Below are 16,795 nucleotides of genomic sequence, written 5' to 3' on the forward strand. Positions count from 1 at the left end.
ACGAAAAACGAGGCGAACCGGTCCGGTCCGCCTCGCCAAAAGTCACGTCATGCTGGCGTCAGTGACGATGATCGCCGCCGGTTTCGCCGTCGATGACGTCACCGAACAGCTCCCACCGTTCGCCCTTGAAGCGCATCAGGCGCAACTGCTCGATTGGGGAGAAGTCGGTAGCGCTGGTCTTGATCAGCACGCCGGGGAGGAGGCCGCCTTGTTGCAGGCCCTTGATCGACGCCGCCTGCTTCATGACGTTGGCGCGGGTCAGGTCGTCGCCGCATTGCTTGAGTACCGCTGCCATGGTCTGCGCCATGTTGTAGCCGGTGACCGCCGAGCTGTCGGCAACGTTGACCTCAGGCACATACTTGGCGAGAAACGCCTTGTAGTCCTTCATGCCCGGATCGTCATTCCACTGCGGGTCTGAGGTATCCTTGGCGTAGGCGGCCGAAATGACGCCCTGCGCGTTCTCGAACCCGGCCGGCTTCATCACCGTCGCAGTCGAGGCACTGACGTTGGTCATGATGATGGTCGGCTTCCAGTTGAGTTCGCCGACTTTCTTGATGGTCTGCGCGCCAAACTTCGGCGTGGTGAAGACCAAGAGAACGTCGGGGTTGAGCGACTTCAGCTTGACGATGTGGGAATCCACCGTCGGCTCGGACAGCTCGTAGCTTTCCTCGGCGATGATCATGGATTTCTTGGTGCCGAGGCCGTCCTGAAGCCCCTTGACGTAGTCCTTGCCGAAATCGTCGTTCTGATAGAACACCGCAATCTTGGCGTCGGGCTTTTCTTTCAGGATGTACTTCGCATAGATGCGCGCCTCACTCTGGTAGCTCGGCAGCCAGCCCATGGTCCACGGGAAGTGCTTGGGGTCATTCCACTTGGTGGCGCCGGTGGCGAGGAAAAGTTGCGGCACCTTCTTGGCGTTCATGTATTTCTGGATTGCAGTATTCGACGGCGTGCCGAGTGCGCCGAACAGAAGCAGGACTTCGTCGCCTTCGACCAGCTTGCGGGTCTGCTCGACCGCCTTCGGCGGGCTGTAGGCGTCATCATAGGAAATGAAATTGATCTTCCGGCCGTTGATCCCGCCTTCGTCGTTGATCTTCTTGAAGTAGCCGGCCATCGCCTTGCCAACCGACCCGTAGGCTGACGCCGGGCCGCTGTAAGGAATGATGTTGCCGATCTTGATTTCGGTGTCGGTCGCGCCGGTATCGTATTTCTTTTGCGCCCAGGCGCCGCTGGTGGCGGCAAGTACGAGGCCTCCGGCGGCGACAGCCGCAACGATCGATTTCACAAAACGCATCAAGTCTGCTCCTTTTGGTTTTCCCTGTTGCCGTTTCTTGTTCAGGCGAAGGTGAGGTTGCACGCTTCGCCTTGTCCTTTTCGTTCTGCGCCTTGATGGCGTCGCGCGCGGCATTCCAGTCCGCATCGCTCCAGTCGCGCAGATTGTAGAAGTTGCCGCCCGACGCCAGCGCCTGCGCGCCGTCCATGGCGATGGTCTCGCCGTTGATCCAGTCGCAACCGCCGGAGATCAGAAACACTGCGAGGTTCTGCAGTTCCTCCATGGTGCCGACCCGGCCCATCGGATTGGTGGCGATGGTCTTGGCGCCAGCCTCGTCGCCGGGCTTGATCCGCTTGCTCATGCCTTCGGTGGGAATTTCGCCAGGCGCGATGGCGTTGAGGCGAATGCCGTAGCGGCCCCATTCGGTCGCAAGCGACATGGTCATGGCATGGATGGCCGCCTTGCTCATCGCGGAGGGTACGACATAGGGACTGCCGTTGCGCACCCACGTCACGACGATCGACACCACGTTGCCGCGATGCTTGCCTGCGACCCAGCGCTTGCCGACGGCCTGGGTGACGTAGAACGTGCCGTGCATCACGATATTGGCGACCGCGTCGAAGCCGCGCGGCGACAGATCCTCGGTGCGGGAGATGAAATTGCCGGCGGCGTTGTTGACGAGGTCGGTCAGCGGCCCGTCGGCGAAGATTGCTTCGATCATGGCGTCGACGGCCGCGGCATCACGAATATCGACGCCGTGGCTTGTCACCTTGCCGCCGTGGGCCTTCATCAGTTCGGCGGCCGTGTCGTCGCAGACGCTCTTGCGGCGGCCGCAGATGTGGACTTCGGCGCCGAGTTGAAGAAAACGGGCGGCCATGGATTTGCCGAGGCCGGTGCCGCCGCCGGTGACGAGAATGCGCCTGCCGGCGAGAAGACGGTCCGTGTACATCGCTGTTCCTCCCGGAAATTAGTTAGTTGATTAATCAAATCAGGACGCTTTATCTCTGTAAAGGCACAAACGGCCACGCGCGGAGGATGCGGCACATGGATGATCGGGTTTCGGTTTCGATTTCGGATGGCGTCGCCGACGTGCGGCTGGTCCGTGCGGACAAGGTGAATGCTCTCGACGCGGCGATGTTCGAGGCGCTGGTCGACACTTCCGCGCGTCTCGCCACCGAAAAGGGTGTGCGCGCCGTGGTGTTGTCAGGTGAGGGCCGGGCGTTTTGCGCCGGTCTCGACATGGGGCGTTTCGCCGCAATGGGCGACAAGGGCGGCGCGGCGGGTCTGCGCGACCTCGCAGCGCGCACGCATGGTCTGGCCAATCATTCCCAGCAGGCGGTGTGGGGCTGGCGGCAGTTGCCGGTGCCGGTGATCGCCGCCGTTCATGGCGTTGCTTTCGGCGGCGGGTTCCAGCTCGCGCTCGGTGCCGACATGCGCTTTGTCGCGCCGGATGCGCGGATTTCGATCATGGAGATCAAATGGGGGCTGGTGCCTGACATGGCCGGAACGCCGATTCTCGCCAGCCTGGTGCGCGATGACATTTTGCGGGAACTGACTTTCACCGGGCGCATCTTCTCGGCGCAGGAAGCGCTGGGCTACGGTCTCGCGACGCAGATCTGCGACGATCCGCGCACCGTGGCGCTGGCGGTGGCGCGCGAGATCGCCAACAAAAGTCCGGACGCGGTCCGCGCCTGCAAGCGGATGCTGAACAATCTGTCTGTCGATCCCGGTCCGGCGCTGCTGGCGGAATCAGTCGAGCAGATGAAGCTGATGGGATCGCCCAACCAGACGGAAGCCGTACGCGCCAATCTGGAAAAGCGCGCGCCGCGTTTTACGGATGTGTGAGTGCTGCGTTTTTCTGATGCACGATAGCGCTACTGGCGAAATTTTGTTCCTCACGATGAGGGGCGCGAAAGCGCCGTCTCGAACCATGAGGCCATGATCTATCGTCAGCGCGGCCTCATCCTTCCAGGCGCCGCCAAGCGTGAGATCGAGTGCGAGTCATTCTCTCTCCCGTAAAGGGGGAGAAGTGACAGCTCAGTATGGTTCCGGACCTTCCGCAGTTTGAACCAGTTCAAGGCTCTTCTCGATCGTGGTCAGCGCGGCCGCGAATTGTTTGCGCTGGTCTGCCGTGAGGCACGACATGATGTCGCGATCCTTGCGCAACAAATGCGGCACCAGCTCGTCATAGAGCGCGCGGCCCTTGGCGGTGAAGCCGATGGCGAAGGCGCGGCCGTCGTTTTCGTGCGCGATGCGCGCGATCAGCTTCCGCTTCATCAGTGATGTGACCGCGCGGCTGATAGTCGACTTGTGGGTGCGGGTGCAATGCGAGATATATTGCGCGGTGCAGGGCGCGTCGCGGGCGCCGAGCGTCGCCAGCACCCGCCATTCGGGAACGTCGAGCCCGTAGCGTTCGCGGTACTCACTCGCCAGCGCCGCGCTGACCTCGGCGGCGAGCCGGTTGAGCCGGAACGGGGTGAAACGGAACAGGTCGAGACGGTCCAAAGGGTATCCAAAACGGGTTGACGACCAGAGGCCAGCGGCGTTTAGATAGTTGCAAATGAAACTATATCAGCCGCGCCCGGCGGGCAACCGCTTCGGGTGAAGGCGTCCCGGGAATCGACAAAGGAATGGGCTGTCAGATGCCGCAGGTGCAGGCGCAGTTCAGCTATCGCCGCCATCCCGATCAGGATGTTCCGGGCAAGGAGCCCGCGCGTCATCCGGTGATCGTGGTCGGTGCAGGGCCGATCGGCCTGTCGCTGGCGATCGATCTCGCGCAGCGCGGACAGCGTGTCATCGTGCTCGACGATTCCGACCGCATCGGTGACGGCTCGCGCGCGATCTGTTTCTCCAAGCGTTCGCTCGAAGTGTGGGATCGCCTCGGCGTCGGCGAGCGCATGGTGGAGAAGGGCGTGGTGTGGAAGGTCGGCAAGATCTTCCTTGGCGACGCCATGGTCTATCAGTTCGATCTTCTGCCAGAAGCCGGCCACAAGATGCCGGCCTTCATCAACCTGCAGCAGTATTACGCCGAAGCCTATCTGGTCGATCGCGTCCACGAATTGCCGGAGATCGACCTGCGCTGGCGTAACAAGGTCACCGGCGTGGCGCAGCACAACGATCATGTTGTGCTGACCATCGAGACGCCGGACGGGCCTTATCGCGTCGCCGCTGAATTCGTGGTGGCGTGCGATGGCGCGCGCTCGGCGCTGCGTGGCCTGGTCGGCGCGGAATTTTCCGGCGAGATCTTCGAGGACCAGTTCCTGATCGCCGACGTCAAGATGACGGCGGAATTTCCGACCGAACGCTGGTTCTGGTTCGATCCGCCGTTTCATTCCGGCCAGTCGGCGTTACTGCATCGCCAGCCGGATGATGTCTGGCGCATCGATCTGCAACTGGGCCCTGACGCCGATCCAACGGTCGAGCGGCGGCCGGAGAATGTCCGGCCACGGATCGAGCGGATGCTCGGTCATAGCCAGTTCGATTTCGAATGGATCTCGATCTACAAGTTCCAATGCCGGCGGATGCAGCGCTTTCTGCATGAGCGTGTGATCTTTGCAGGTGACGCGGCTCATCAGGTGTCGCCGTTCGGCGCGCGGGGCGCCAATTCCGGTCTCGAGGACGGCGAGAATCTGGCGTGGAAACTCGATCTCGTTTTGCGCGGCGTCGCGCCGGGTTCGCTGCTGGAGAGTTACAACATCGAGCGCAGTGCGGCGGCGGACGAGAACATTCAGGCTTCGACGCGCTCGACCGATTTCATAGCGCCGCATTCACGACAGGAACGCCGGATGCGTCAGGTAGCGCTGCAGCTTGCGAAGGATACCGATTTCGCCAAGCGGATGGTCAATGGCGGGCGGTTGTCGGTGCCGTCGGTTTATCGCACGCCGCTGTCGACCGCCGATTGCGATCAGTGGTCGGCTGGACCGCTGCCGGGTGCGCACATGACTGACGCACCGTTGCATGGCGGTGACGGATCGACGTTCCTGACCGAGCAATTCATGCGCGCCGGGCAGGGCTTTACGGTGCTAGAGGCGGCCAACGGCGCGGCGCTCGACGTACCGGAAGGCGTCGGCAGCATCCGTGTTGGCGGGGGCTCGCCGCTGGCCGATGAAACGGGACTGTTCGCCAAACGTTATGACATGACGCCAGGCGCGGCCTATCTGCTGCGGCCGGATGGTTACGTCGCCGCGCGCTTCAGGAAACCGGATCGTGCCGCGATCGCAGCGGCAATCGCGCGGGCCAGCGGCCGGACTCAAGGTTAGACCATGACACTCTCGACCACATCGAATTTCGCCGATCCCGATACGGCGTATCGCGCCCTCGTCGAGGCCCATCGCGGCCTGAACGACGAGGCCAGCGCCGCGCTCGACACCGCGCTGGTGCTGATCCTCGCCAACCATATCGGTGATATCGGGATTCTGCGCGAGGCCATTCAACTCGCGAAACGCCATCTTCCCGCCAATCAGACCACCGAAGGATAAAGAATGACCACCAAGGGCTTTGCATCGACCAGCGATCTTTCGGAAAAGAAGGTCACATTCTCGGAGATCGGTCCTGATCTCTATGCGATGACCGCGGAGGGCGACCCGAATTCCGGCATCATCGTCGGCGACGATGGCTGCATCGTATTCGACGCACAGGCGACACCCGCGATGGCGAAGGACGTCATCGCACGCACGCGAGCGGTCACCGACAAGCCGATCAAGTACGTGGTGTTGTCGCATTATCACGCGGTGCGCGTGCTGGGCGCATCGGCCTATCAGGCGGAGGGCATTATTGCCTCGCAGGAAACCCGTCGTCTGGTCGAGGAACGCGGCCAGCAGGACTGGGATTCCGAGTTCGGGCGCTTTCCGCGCCTGTTCCGCGACGCCGAAAGCATTCCCGGGCTGACCTGGCCGACATTGACGTTCGAGACCGAGATGACGATCTATCTCGGCAAACGCGAGGTGCGGCTGATGCATCTCGGCGCCGGGCACACCTCGGGCGATATCGTCGCCTGGGTGCCGGACGCCGAAGTGATGTTTTCGGGCGACCTGATCGAATATCACTCCGCCTGCTATTGCGGGGACGCGATGCTGCGCGAATGGCCGATCACGCTCAACGAAATCCGCGCTTTCAACCCCAAGGCGATCGCGCCGGGGCGCGGCGATGCGCTGAAGGGCCTTTCGACCACGCGTGATGCCATTGCCATGACCCGTGATTTCGTCACCTCGCTCTACGGCACGGCGGAAACCTCGGTGGCGCGGGGGCGGGGACTGAAAGAGACCATGGCAGCGACACGCGAGGTGATGGATCCGAAATTCTCGTCGTTCGCGATCTATGAGCACTGCCTGCCGTTCAATGTGTCGCGCGCGTTCGACGAGGCGTCGGGCATCGACGATCCGGTGATCTGGACCGCCGAGCGCGACCGCGAGATGTGGGCAACCCTCCAGGGAGCATGACCATGAACATCAATTCGTCTCCGGATACGATGAATGCTGCTCGCGTCGGCATCACGCCCGGTTATATGTCGGGCTTCGGCAACAGCTTCGAGACCGAGGCGCTGCCCGGCGCGCTGCCCATCGGCCGTAACTCGCCGCAGCAATGCGCTTACGGGCTTTACGCCGAGCAACTCTCCGGCTCGCCCTTCACCGCGCCACGCGGCGCCAATGAGCGCTCGTGGCTCTATCGCATCCGCCCGTCGGTGCTGCATTCCGGTCACTTTACCAAGGCCGACATCGGGCTGTGGCGCACCGCGCCGTGCCTCGAACACGACATGCCGATCAGCCAGTTGCGCTGGGACCCGATGCCGATTCCATCTGGGCCGGTGACGTTCCTGGAAGGCATTCACACCATCACCACGGCGGGCGATGCCGCGACGCAGGCGGGCATGGCCGGGCACGTTTATCTCATCACTGCGTCGATGGTCGATCAGCATTTCTACAATGCCGATGGCGAGATGCTGTTCGTGCCGCAGCAGGGCTCGCTGCGCTTCGTCACCGAGTTCGGCGTCATCGATATCGGACCGCAGGAAATCGCGGTGATTCCGCGCGGCGTGAAATTCCGGCTGGAAGTGCCGGCCGGTCCCGCGCGCGGCTACATGTGCGAGAACTACGGTGGCGCGCTGACGCTGCCCGAGCGCGGACCGATCGGCGCCAACTGTCTGGCCAATTCACGCGATTTCCTGACGCCGGTCGCGGCCTATGAGGACAGGGACACGCCGACCGAACTGTTCGTCAAATGGGGCGGGCAGTTGTATTCCACCAAACTCGGGCATTCGCCGATCGACGTGGTGGCGTGGCACGGCAACTACGCGCCGTACAAATACGATCTGCGGACATTCTCGCCTGTCGGCGCGATTGCCTTCGATCATCCCGATCCGTCGATCTTCACGGTGCTGACATCGCCGTCAGAAACCGCGGGCACGGCGAACATCGATTTTGTGATCTTCCCCGAACGCTGGGCGGTGGCGGAAAACACCTTCCGCCCGCCGTGGTACCATATGAATATCATGTCCGAGTTCATGGGTCTGATCTGCGGCGTCTATGACGCGCGGCCGCAGGGTTTCACGCCCGGCGGCATTAGCCTGCACAATTGCATGCTGCCACACGGCCCGGACCGGCAGGCGTTCGATCATGCGAGCTTCGGCGAGCAGAAGCCGGTGAAGATGACCGGCTCGATGGCCTTCATGTTCGAGACGCGTTTTCCGCAGCGGGTGACCAAACACGGCGCGACCACGCCGGCGCTGCAGATCGACTACGCCGATTGCTGGAACGGGCTGGAGAAGCGGTTCGATCCGAACCGGCCCTGATCACGCGCGCAGCGGCAGGCGGCGTGAGGTTTTCAGGCGATCGAGCACGATCGACGAGCGCACATGCGCAACGCTTTCGTGCGGCATCAGCACATTGTTGACGATGTCCGACAGGCTCTTCAGGTCGCGCAGCGCGATCTTGAGCAGGTAGTCCGCGTCGCCGGTCAGCGAATAAGCTTCCTGAATATCATCGACGCGGGTGACCAGATCGCGGAAGTGTTTCGCGTTGTCCGGCGAGTGAGTAGCGAGCGTGATGTGCACGAACGCGATCACGTTGAAGCCGAGCGCCTCGCCATCGAGATCGGCATGATAGCCCGCGATCACCTGTTCTTCCTCCAGCCGCATTCGCCGCCGCGAGCACTGGGAGGCGGACAGGCCGACTGCATCGGCGAGCTGCTGATTGGTCAGCCGTCCATCGTCCTGCAAGGCGGCGAGGATTTTGAGGTCGAAGCCATCCAGCGAAATCATGCGAAAATCCCAATCTTTATGCGTAGATTATGCATACAATTGTCTAAATCGGTTAATTTTGCACGATTTTTGCGTGAATTTCGGCGGACAATTCACAAATAAAGGATTCTCGCACCAGCCGTCAGGAGAGCCGCCATGGGTCCGTTTCCGCACGATGCGCCGCCGGCCACGATTTCCGAGCACAATCCGATGGGCACCGACGGTTTTGAGTTCGTCGAGTACGCAAACCTCGAGCCGGAAAAGCTCCATGTGCTGTTTCGCCTGATGGGTTTCGTGCCGGTCGCCAAGCATAAGGCCAAAAAGATCACGGTCTATCGTCAGGGCGACATCAATTATCTCGTCAACGAACAGCCCGATACGCACGGGTTCGATTTCGTCGCCAGGCACGGGCCGTGTGCGCCATCCATGGCGTTCCGCATCGTCGATGCCAAGCAGGCCTATGAGCGCGCGCTGGCGCTCGGCGCCGAGGCGGCGGACGTGACATCCGCACAGAAGACCCTCGATGTGCCGGCGATCAAGGGCATCGGCGGCAGCCTGTTGTATTTTGTCGATCGCTACGGGGCGAAAGGCTCGGCCTATGATTCCGAGTTCGAATGGCTGGGCGAAACAAATCCGCGTCCCGAAGGCGCGGGGCTGTTCTATCTCGATCATCTCACGCACAACGTCCATCGCGGCCGCATGGATGTGTGGACCGGCTTCTACGAGAAGCTGTTCAACTTCCGTCAGATAAGATTCTTCGACATCGAAGGCCGGGCGTCAGGCCTGTTCTCGCGCGCGCTCACCAGCCCTGACGGGAAGATCCGGATTCCGATCAACGAGGACGCCGGCGAAGCAGGGCAGATCGAGGAATATCTCAAGATCTATCGCGGCGAGGGCATCCAGCATATCGCCTGCGGCGTGAAGGATATCTATCGCACCATCGAGAAGCTGCGCGCGGACGGCCTGCCGTTCATGCCGTCGCCGCCCGATACTTATTTTGAGCGCATCGACGCGCGCCTGCCCGGCCACGGCGAGAACATCGCGCGGCTGCAGAGCAACGGCATCCTGATCGACGGCGAGGGTGTGGTCGATGGCGGCATGACCAAGGTGCTGCTGCAGATTTTCTCCGCCAACGCGATCGGGCCGATCTTCTTCGAGTTCATCCAGCGCAAGGGCGACGACGGCTTCGGCGAGGGCAACTTCAAGGCGCTGTTCGAGTCGATCGAGGAAGATCAGATTCGCCGTGGCGTGTTGCAGGTGCCGAAAAGCGCGGCGTAAGGGGAAGAGGATCGCGCTTCGCACTCTCGGATCGTCATCACCGGGCTTGTGCCGGTGATCCACGCCTTTACGTCCTACGTGGTATGAGAAGACGTGGATGGCCGGGTCAAGCCCCGCCATCACGCATCATAATATGCAGCGACATGCGATACGCCCTCGCATCTCGGTCGTCATGGCCGGACGTGCCCACCTCAGCGGGATCACCGGCACAAGGCTGGTGATGACAATAGAGCAAGTGGTCACAGCAAGAGAACAAAGGTAAGTTCAACTACGATGCATCATGCGTGGGCCTGGCCCGCGCATTCATCATTTTCGTACGAAACTGATGGGATGGATGACCGCGTCAATGCGCAAAGTAGCGTGAGTACGCGATCACAATAATGACCATCGCGATGATGGTTGAAATCGCTACTCGCCACATGATCGGCCGCTCCAGGGTCGGATATTCCGCAAGCTGTCATCTTAGTAGCCGGTGGGACGATGACCAAGGATTGATTGGGGCGGTTCGCCACATCGCAGAACTGTCGTCACGCCGGCTTTGCGGCCAGTTGCAGGCTGACCAGGAGAATGTCCGAATTCTCTGGATCGGGCGTGATGGTGAACCCGAGTTGCTGGCACATCGCCAGCATGGTGGTGTTCTGGCTCAGGACTTCGCCGCGCACGGCGCGGACGCCCTCGGCGCGGGCATATTCCAGCATCATCTGCATCAATTGCCAGCCGAGGCCCATGCCCTTGAGATCGGAGCGCACCAGCACGGCATATTCGGCGCTTTCGAAATCGGCGGCGGTGTGAAGGCGGACGACGCCGATCATCTTGCCGGTGGATTTCTCGATGGCGATGAAAGCCATCGCGCGCGCGTAGTCGAGTTGCGTCAGACGCGCGATGAAGGCGTGCGTCAATTCCTTCATCGCCGAGAAGAAGCGCAGGCGAACGTCTTCGGCTGTGACGTGGGTGAAGAATTCGGGATAGAGATGCTCATCCTCCGGCCGCACCGGCCGCAGCAGAATGACACTGCCATCCCTCAGCGTCGTCTCGCGCTCCCATTCCTTCGGATAGGGCCGGATCGCGAAACGATAATGGCTTGAGCCCCGGCGCTGATCGCTCAGACTCTCAATGGAGGCTTGCGCATCGACAGCGATCACGCCGTCGGTGTCGGCGAGCAGGGGGTTGATGTCGAGTTCCCGGATTTCCGGCAGGTCGGCGGCCATCTGCGCAAGCTTGACCAGAAGCAGGGCGACGGCGTTCTCGTCGGCAGCCGGCACATCGCGGTAGCCTTTGAGAATTCGCGATACGCGGGTGCGCGCGATCAGCCCGCGCGCAAGATTGAGATCGAGCGGCGGCAGGGCCAGCGCCTTGTCATTGATGACTTCAACAGCGGTGCCGCCACGGCCGAACACGACCACGGGACCGAAGGTCGGATCGTCGGCAAGGCCCGCGATCAGTTCGCGCGCCTTGGCCCGCAGGATCATCGGATGCACGGTGACGCCGTGGATGCGCGCGCGCGGCTGCATCAGCCTCGCGCGTTGCAGGATGTCCGCGGTGGCATCGCGAACCGCGCGTTCGCTGGTGAGGTTCAGCCGCACGCCGCCGACGTCGGATTTATTGAGAATGTCCGGCGAGCTGATCTTGACGACGACGGTGCGGCCGTCGGCGAGCAGCGGCTCCGCGGCGCGGGCAGCCTCATCGGGATCGCGTGCCAGCGTCGCCGAGGCAATCGGGATCTGGTAGGCGGCGAACAGTTGTGTGATTTCGACCGGATTGAGCCAGTTGCGGCCATCCTTCAGCGCATGTTCGATAATCACCCGCGCGGCCGGCGCATCGGGAATGAAATCCTCCGGCAGGCTCGGTGGCGTTCGGGTCGCAAGTTCAAGGCCGTCACGATAGCGGACCAGATGCATGAAGCCGCGAACCGCATCGGCTTCGCTTGCGTAGTGAGGAATTCCTGCCGCACCGAACGCGGTGGCTGCTGCCCCGGTATCGCCGATCCATGCCGCGAACACCGGCTTGCGGGACAGTTTGGTGCGGCGTTGTTTCTGCACCTGATCGGCGACAGCCTTGGCCGAGTCAGCCGGTGCGGCCAGCGTGTTCGGCGCGTTCAAGGCAAGCAGTGCATCGTTCTTGGGATCGTCGAGCAATTCCGCGCAGGCGGCGGCGTAACGTTCACCATCGGCGTCGCCCAGGATGTCGACCGGGTCGGCGCGCGACCACCCCGGTGGGAGAATTTTGTCGAGCGCATCACGGGTGGAGTCGGACAGGGCGGCGACTTCGCCGCCAAGGTCGATGAGACGATCCACCGCCAGCACGCCGAGGCCGCCGCCATTGGTCAGGATTGCAAGCCGGTTGCCTTGTGCCGACTGCAGATGGCCGAGCGTCTCGGCGGCGGAAAACAGTTCGTCGGTGTCCAGCACGCGCAGCAGGCCGGCGCGGCGGAACGCGGCATCGTAGACTGCATCGGAACCGGCGAGAGCGCCGGTGTGTGTTGCTGCGGCCCGCGCGCCCTGAGAGTGGCGGCCGGATTTGATGACGACCACCGGTTTGACCCGCGCCGCAGCCCGCGCCGCCGACATGAACTTCCGGGCATCGTCGACGGACTCAATGTAGAGCAGGATGGCGCGGGTGCCGTTATCAAGAGCAAAGTAATCGAGCAGGTCGCCGAAATCGACGTCGAGCCTCTCGCTCATCGAGACAATCACCGAAAAGCCGACGTCGCGGCTGTCGGCCCATTCCACCATCGACGACGCGATGGCGCCGGATTGCGAGATCAGCGCAAGGTCGCCGGGCTTGGGAAGACGCGCGGCGAAACTGGCATTCAGTTTGGCGCGCGGCACGAGAATGCCGAGCGATGGTCCCATCAGCCGCAATCCGGCCTTGCGGGCGGTTTGCGCCGCCGCCTCGGAGAATGATCCGGCACCTTGTCCCAACCCGGCGGTGAGGACCATCGCCGCCGGGCATCCTCGCGCCGCAGCTCTCCTAACCACGCCCGGCACGGCAGAGGGCGGGGTGCAGATGATCGTCAGATCAGGCGCCGCGGCGATGGCGTCGAAATCTCTGACGGTCTTGATGCCCTCGATCTCGGAGTACTTGCGGTTGATGACATGGATTTGGCCAGCGAACCCGCCCGCGCGCAGGTTGCGAATGGTCGCCCCGCCGACCGAGGTCGGCCGGGGGCTGGCGCCGACCAGCGCGATCGAGCGCGGTTCAAAGAAATGATCGAGACGATAGGTACTCATCGATTGTCCGGGTGATTTGCGGCAGGTTAGCTCAGTTGAGTGACGAAATCCGTGCGCCATTTCGACATTTCACAGGCGTAATCCCGCATACGGGTGTCCGGTGCGTCGGCTTGGCGGCATCGCGCGGTTGATCGTTATGGTGCAGGGCAGCAATTTCACTCGATGATGGATTAGCGCGGGTCCCCGGCGGGGCGGTTCGCATGACGCTGGACATGCTCGAATTTTCCCTCGACACTTGGAGGTCCGCATCCGGCGGTGACGCCGGGTTGCCAGTCAAAAGGAAGCGCGGACATGAAGACGTCGCTGATTGATGGAGGCTCTGATGCCAACGACTTTCAGTGAACTTCATCCAGGCGGTCGCCTTCGTCCCCCAGGCCTTGGCCTGTTTCTCGCCGAAGGCCGTGGCCTGTTCGAACTGAATGCCACATTGCTGTTGTCGCCTGCGCTGCTGACCGCGCCGCGCGGAGATGGCCATCCCGTGCTGGTGCTGCCCGGCTTGCTCGCCAGCGATGTTTCGACGCTGATCCTGCGGCGCTACCTCGATTTGCTCGGGTTCTCCACTCATCCGTGGGGACTTGGGCGGAACACCGGCGGCGTTTACGGGATGCGGGAGAAGCTGCGGAAACTTCTGGCCAGTGTTCACGCCGCGACCGGCCGCAAGGTCAGCCTGGTCGGATGGAGTCTAGGCGGCATCTATGCGCGGGATCTCGCGCTGCATATGCCGGAGATGGTGCGTTACGTCGTCACCATGGGCAGCCCGTTCGCCGGTGACATCACCGCCACCAACGCCAAGCGCGTCTATGAGATGGTGTCCGGCGAATCGATAGAGGATTCCGACATCAAGGATATTCAGGCGTTGTCCGGCGATCTGCCGGTGCCGACGACCTCGCTGTTCACGCGCAGCGACGGTATCGTCAACTGGCGGACCTGTCTGGTGCGTGAATCCGACACTGCGGAAAACATCGAGGTGGCGCTCGCCAGCCACATCGGGCTTGGCGTCAACGCGGCTGTCCTGTGGGCAGTAGCGGATCGTCTGGCCCAGGCGGAAGGTCAGTTCAAAAAATTCAACCGAGCGGGACCGTTCGCGCTTGCCTATTGCGCAAAGGAGACCGCCGACGCCTGACAAGATTTCTGCCGGTAAGAAGCGCCATCAAGGCGACGGTGAGTTTGTTCGACGGAGGATCGCAATGAGCCACGCTGCCAAGAAGCTGTCCTCGATGGACGCATCGTTCCTATATCTCGAGACGCCCGAGATGCCGATGCACGTCGGCAGCATGGCGATCTTCAAGCTCACGGACGGCTACGACGGAAATTTCTTCGAGGACTTCAAGGCGATGATCGCCTCGCGGCTGCATCTTGCGCCGATCCTCAAATCTCGTTTGCAGAAAACCCCGATCGACATCGATCACCCGAGCTGGGTCGAGGATGAGCAGTTCGACATCAACCGGCACATCTTTCGCGCCAGCCTGCCGGCGCCGGCGAACCGCGTCATCCTCGAACAGACAGTCGGCTGGATGCACGCCAAGCTGCTCAACCGGGCGCGTCCGTTGTGGGAGTTCTATGTCTTCGAAGGCATGAAAGACAACGAGATCGGGCTTTACTCGAAAATCCATCACGCGTGCATCGACGGCGGTGCAGGAGCCGCGCTGACCAGCATGGTCTATGACATTTCGCCGATCCCGCGCGAGGTCCCGGCGCCGACGGCGCGTCTCAAGCCCGCCAACGAGCCGCGCGATATCGCCGCGCAATTGATGGATTCCTACGGACAGTTGTGGCGCCAGCCGCTCGATTCATCGAAAGCCAAGACTTTCGACTTGCCGCGGAGCGGCAAGAGCGACCTCGGCTCCATCCTGTTCGACAACGCAATGTTCCAGCTTGAGAGCGGAATCAAGTTTATCGGTGGCATTCCCGAGATGGCCAAGAGCGTGTCGGATATGGTCGCAAAGATTTCCGATCCCAAGGCGCGGGACAATATCGCGCAACTGATCTCGCCATCGACTGTACTGAACAAGTCGATCTCGTCCGAGCGCAGTTTCGCCGGTGTTTCGGTGTCGCTGACGCAGGCCAAGGCAATCGCCAAGCAATCCGGCGGAAAACTCAACGACGTGGTAATGGCGCTGTCGAGCGGCGTGCTGCGGCGTTACCTGATCGGACACGGGGCTTTGCCGAACCGGTCGCTGACGGCGGCGGTGCCGATCTCATTGCGCGAGGAGGGTAACACCGAAGCCAACAATCAGGTGTTCGGCATGGTGTGCTCTCTGGCGTCGAACATCGAGGACCCCAAGGCGCGGCTTGAGGCGATCATCGCGCAGTCGGTGAAATCGAAGGAGATGTCGCATCCGTTGCGGGCGCTGATGCCTTCCGTCTCCAACATCTCGATGCTGGGTGCGCCGATGGTCGTTCAGGTGCTGGCGTTACTCTACAGCCGCTCGAACTTGTCCGATGTCCTGCCTCCGGCGGCGAATGTCACGATCTCGAATGTTCCCGGTCCGCGTCAGACGCTTTATGCTGTCGGCGCGGAACTGCTGCATATCTATCCGGTGTCGATCGCGACCCATGGTCTTGTGCTGAATATCACCGTGCAGAGCTATCGCGACCAACTCGATTTCGGGTTTATCGCCGGCGCGAACATCATTCCCAATGTGCAGGAGTTGGCGGATATGCTGCCGGAGGAACTGGCGACGCTGTCGGCCGCTTATGCTCCGCCGGATGTGCGGACCAGCGCAGCAAGCTAAGGTGCAGACGACCCATGATTGAGATGCCGCCGCTTCAGTTCGCCACGACCAATGGCATTCGCATGGGGTACTATGAAGCCGGAGCCGGAAGCAGCGGTGTGCCTGTTGTGCTATGTCACGGCTGGCCGGAGATGGCGTTCTCCTGGCGGCATCAGATCAAGGCGCTGGGCGAGGCCGGCATCCGGGTGATCGCTCCCGACCAGCGCGGCTATGCGTCGACCGACCGGCCCGAGAGCGTTGAGGCCTATGATATCGAAAACCTGACCGCTGACCTGATCGGGCTGCTTGATCATCTGTCGATCGACAAAGCGATCTTCGTCGGCCACGACTGGGGCGGATTCATTGTCTGGCAGATGCCGCTGCGCTATCCCTCGCGCGTCGCCGGTGTCATCGGCGTCAATACGCCGCACACGCCACGCGCTCCCGCCGAGCCGATTTCGATTTTGCGCAAGCGTTTCGGCGACCATTTCTATATTGCCCAGTTTCAGGATCGGGCCCGGACCGCCGACAAGATTTTCGATAGCCGCGTGGCGCAGGCGTTCGATTTTTTCATGCGCAAGCCGATGCGGCGAAAGGAGCGGCCTGCAGAACAGGCAGGAGAGGGGCCACCTGTCGCCGGCGTCGGCGCGTCGCCCAAGCTCAATATGGCGTTTCCGCAGATGGTCGCGGCTTACGATCCGAAACTCGACCCGCGCGAGAAAATCCTGTCACCGGATGAAATGCAGATCTTTGTCGATGCCTTTACGAAGTCCGGGTTCACTGGCGGCATCAACTGGTATCGCAACATGACGCGCAACTGGGAGCGTTCCGCCGAACTCGATCATACGGTCCGGGTGCCGTCGCTGATGATCATGGCCGAGAACGACGAGGTACTGCCCCCGTCGGCAACGGAGGGCATGGAAAAGCTGGTGCCTGATCTGGAAAAATACCTCGTCCGCAACAGCGGGCACTGGACCCAGCAGGAACAGCCGGCGGAAGTAAGTGCCAAGATCATCGAGTGGCGCAACCGGCGTTTTGGTTAGTCCGCGCGCGGCGCCAATGCGGT

General features: G+C 62.1%; 13 protein-coding genes and 1 pseudogene. 9 read left to right on the plus strand and 5 right to left on the minus strand.

The window, feature by feature from the left end; all coding sequences use genetic code 11:
• Nucleotides 1–58 precede the first annotated feature (58 nt).
• Nucleotides 59–1,294: an ABC transporter substrate-binding protein gene (locus ASC80_RS20690; protein ID WP_056301483.1), complete on the minus strand. Its 1,236-nt coding sequence runs from the start codon at nt 1,292–1,294 to the stop codon at nt 59–61.
• Between the two features lie 58 nt (nt 1,295–1,352).
• Nucleotides 1,353–2,222: pseudogene (locus tag ASC80_RS20695) on the minus strand (SDR family oxidoreductase); the annotation flags it as partial.
• A gap of 95 nt (nt 2,223–2,317) precedes the next feature.
• Between ASC80_RS20695 and ASC80_RS20700 the strand changes: the two are divergent.
• Nucleotides 2,318–3,118, plus strand: coding sequence for a crotonase/enoyl-CoA hydratase family protein (locus ASC80_RS20700; protein ID WP_056301485.1), 801 nt, complete (start codon nt 2,318–2,320; stop codon nt 3,116–3,118).
• A 192-nt stretch (nt 3,119–3,310) separates the two neighbouring features.
• Here the strand turns inward: ASC80_RS20700 and ASC80_RS20705 are convergent, their stop codons facing one another.
• Nucleotides 3,311–3,835: a MarR family winged helix-turn-helix transcriptional regulator gene (locus ASC80_RS20705; RefSeq protein ID WP_502690996.1), complete on the minus strand. Its 525-nt coding sequence runs from the start codon at nt 3,833–3,835 to the stop codon at nt 3,311–3,313.
• An 80-nt stretch (nt 3,836–3,915) separates the two neighbouring features.
• Here ASC80_RS20705 and ASC80_RS20710 point away from each other — a divergent pair, with 80 nt between their 5' ends.
• From ASC80_RS20710 to hmgA, 4 genes are read left to right on the plus strand one after another with little or no spacing between them, the layout of a single operon-like run.
• A complete protein-coding gene (locus tag ASC80_RS20710) occupies nt 3,916–5,532 on the plus strand; it encodes an FAD-dependent oxidoreductase (RefSeq protein ID WP_056301806.1) in 1,617 nt (538 codons plus the stop codon).
• Between the two features lie 3 nt (nt 5,533–5,535).
• Nucleotides 5,536–5,751, plus strand: coding sequence for a DUF2783 domain-containing protein (locus tag ASC80_RS20715; RefSeq protein WP_056301488.1), 216 nt, complete (start codon nt 5,536–5,538; stop codon nt 5,749–5,751).
• 3 nt (nt 5,752–5,754) lie between these two features.
• Nucleotides 5,755–6,711 (plus strand): MBL fold metallo-hydrolase, encoded by a 957-nt coding sequence (locus tag ASC80_RS20720; protein WP_056301489.1) that lies wholly within the window; start codon nt 5,755–5,757, stop codon nt 6,709–6,711.
• Between the two features lie 2 nt (nt 6,712–6,713).
• Entirely contained in the window at nt 6,714–8,060 is a 1,347-nt protein-coding gene (gene hmgA / locus ASC80_RS20725) for a homogentisate 1,2-dioxygenase (RefSeq protein WP_056301808.1), read from the plus strand.
• On the opposite strand, the gene ASC80_RS20730 is transcribed toward hmgA, so the two are convergent.
• Nucleotides 8,061–8,528: an Lrp/AsnC family transcriptional regulator gene (locus ASC80_RS20730; protein ID WP_056301491.1), complete on the minus strand. Its 468-nt coding sequence runs from the start codon at nt 8,526–8,528 to the stop codon at nt 8,061–8,063.
• A gap of 135 nt (nt 8,529–8,663) precedes the next feature.
• On the opposite strand from ASC80_RS20730, the gene hppD reads away from it, so the two are divergent.
• Nucleotides 8,664–9,785 carry a 4-hydroxyphenylpyruvate dioxygenase gene (hppD, locus tag ASC80_RS20735; RefSeq protein ID WP_056301493.1) on the plus strand — a complete coding sequence of 374 codons (1,122 nt, stop codon included), beginning with the start codon at nt 8,664–8,666 and terminating at the stop codon, nt 9,783–9,785.
• Nucleotides 9,786–10,312: 527 nt separating this feature from the next.
• Here the strand turns inward: hppD and ASC80_RS20740 are convergent.
• On the minus strand, nt 10,313–13,015 hold the full coding sequence (locus ASC80_RS20740) for a bifunctional acetate--CoA ligase family protein/GNAT family N-acetyltransferase (RefSeq protein ID WP_056301495.1): 2,703 nt from the start codon (nt 13,013–13,015) through the stop codon (nt 10,313–10,315).
• A 322-nt stretch (nt 13,016–13,337) separates the two neighbouring features.
• On the opposite strand from ASC80_RS20740, the gene ASC80_RS20745 reads away from it, so the two are divergent.
• The 3 genes from ASC80_RS20745 to ASC80_RS20755 all read left to right on the plus strand — a co-directional run bounded on the left by ASC80_RS20745 (nt 13,338) and on the right by ASC80_RS20755 (nt 16,772).
• Complete coding sequence (locus ASC80_RS20745; RefSeq protein WP_056301810.1) at nt 13,338–14,138, plus strand: esterase/lipase family protein; 801 nt, start codon at nt 13,338–13,340, stop codon at nt 14,136–14,138.
• A gap of 64 nt (nt 14,139–14,202) precedes the next feature.
• Nucleotides 14,203–15,750 carry a WS/DGAT/MGAT family O-acyltransferase gene (locus ASC80_RS20750; RefSeq protein WP_056301497.1) on the plus strand — a complete coding sequence of 516 codons (1,548 nt, stop codon included), beginning with the start codon at nt 14,203–14,205 and terminating at the stop codon, nt 15,748–15,750.
• A gap of 14 nt (nt 15,751–15,764) precedes the next feature.
• Nucleotides 15,765–16,772 carry an alpha/beta fold hydrolase gene (locus tag ASC80_RS20755; RefSeq protein WP_056301498.1) on the plus strand — a complete coding sequence of 336 codons (1,008 nt, stop codon included), beginning with the start codon at nt 15,765–15,767 and terminating at the stop codon, nt 16,770–16,772.
• Nucleotides 16,773–16,795: the final 23 nt, after the last annotated feature.

This window comes from Afipia sp. Root123D2 (genome assembly GCF_001425835.1).
Lineage (GTDB): Bacteria > Pseudomonadota > Alphaproteobacteria > Rhizobiales > Xanthobacteraceae > Afipia.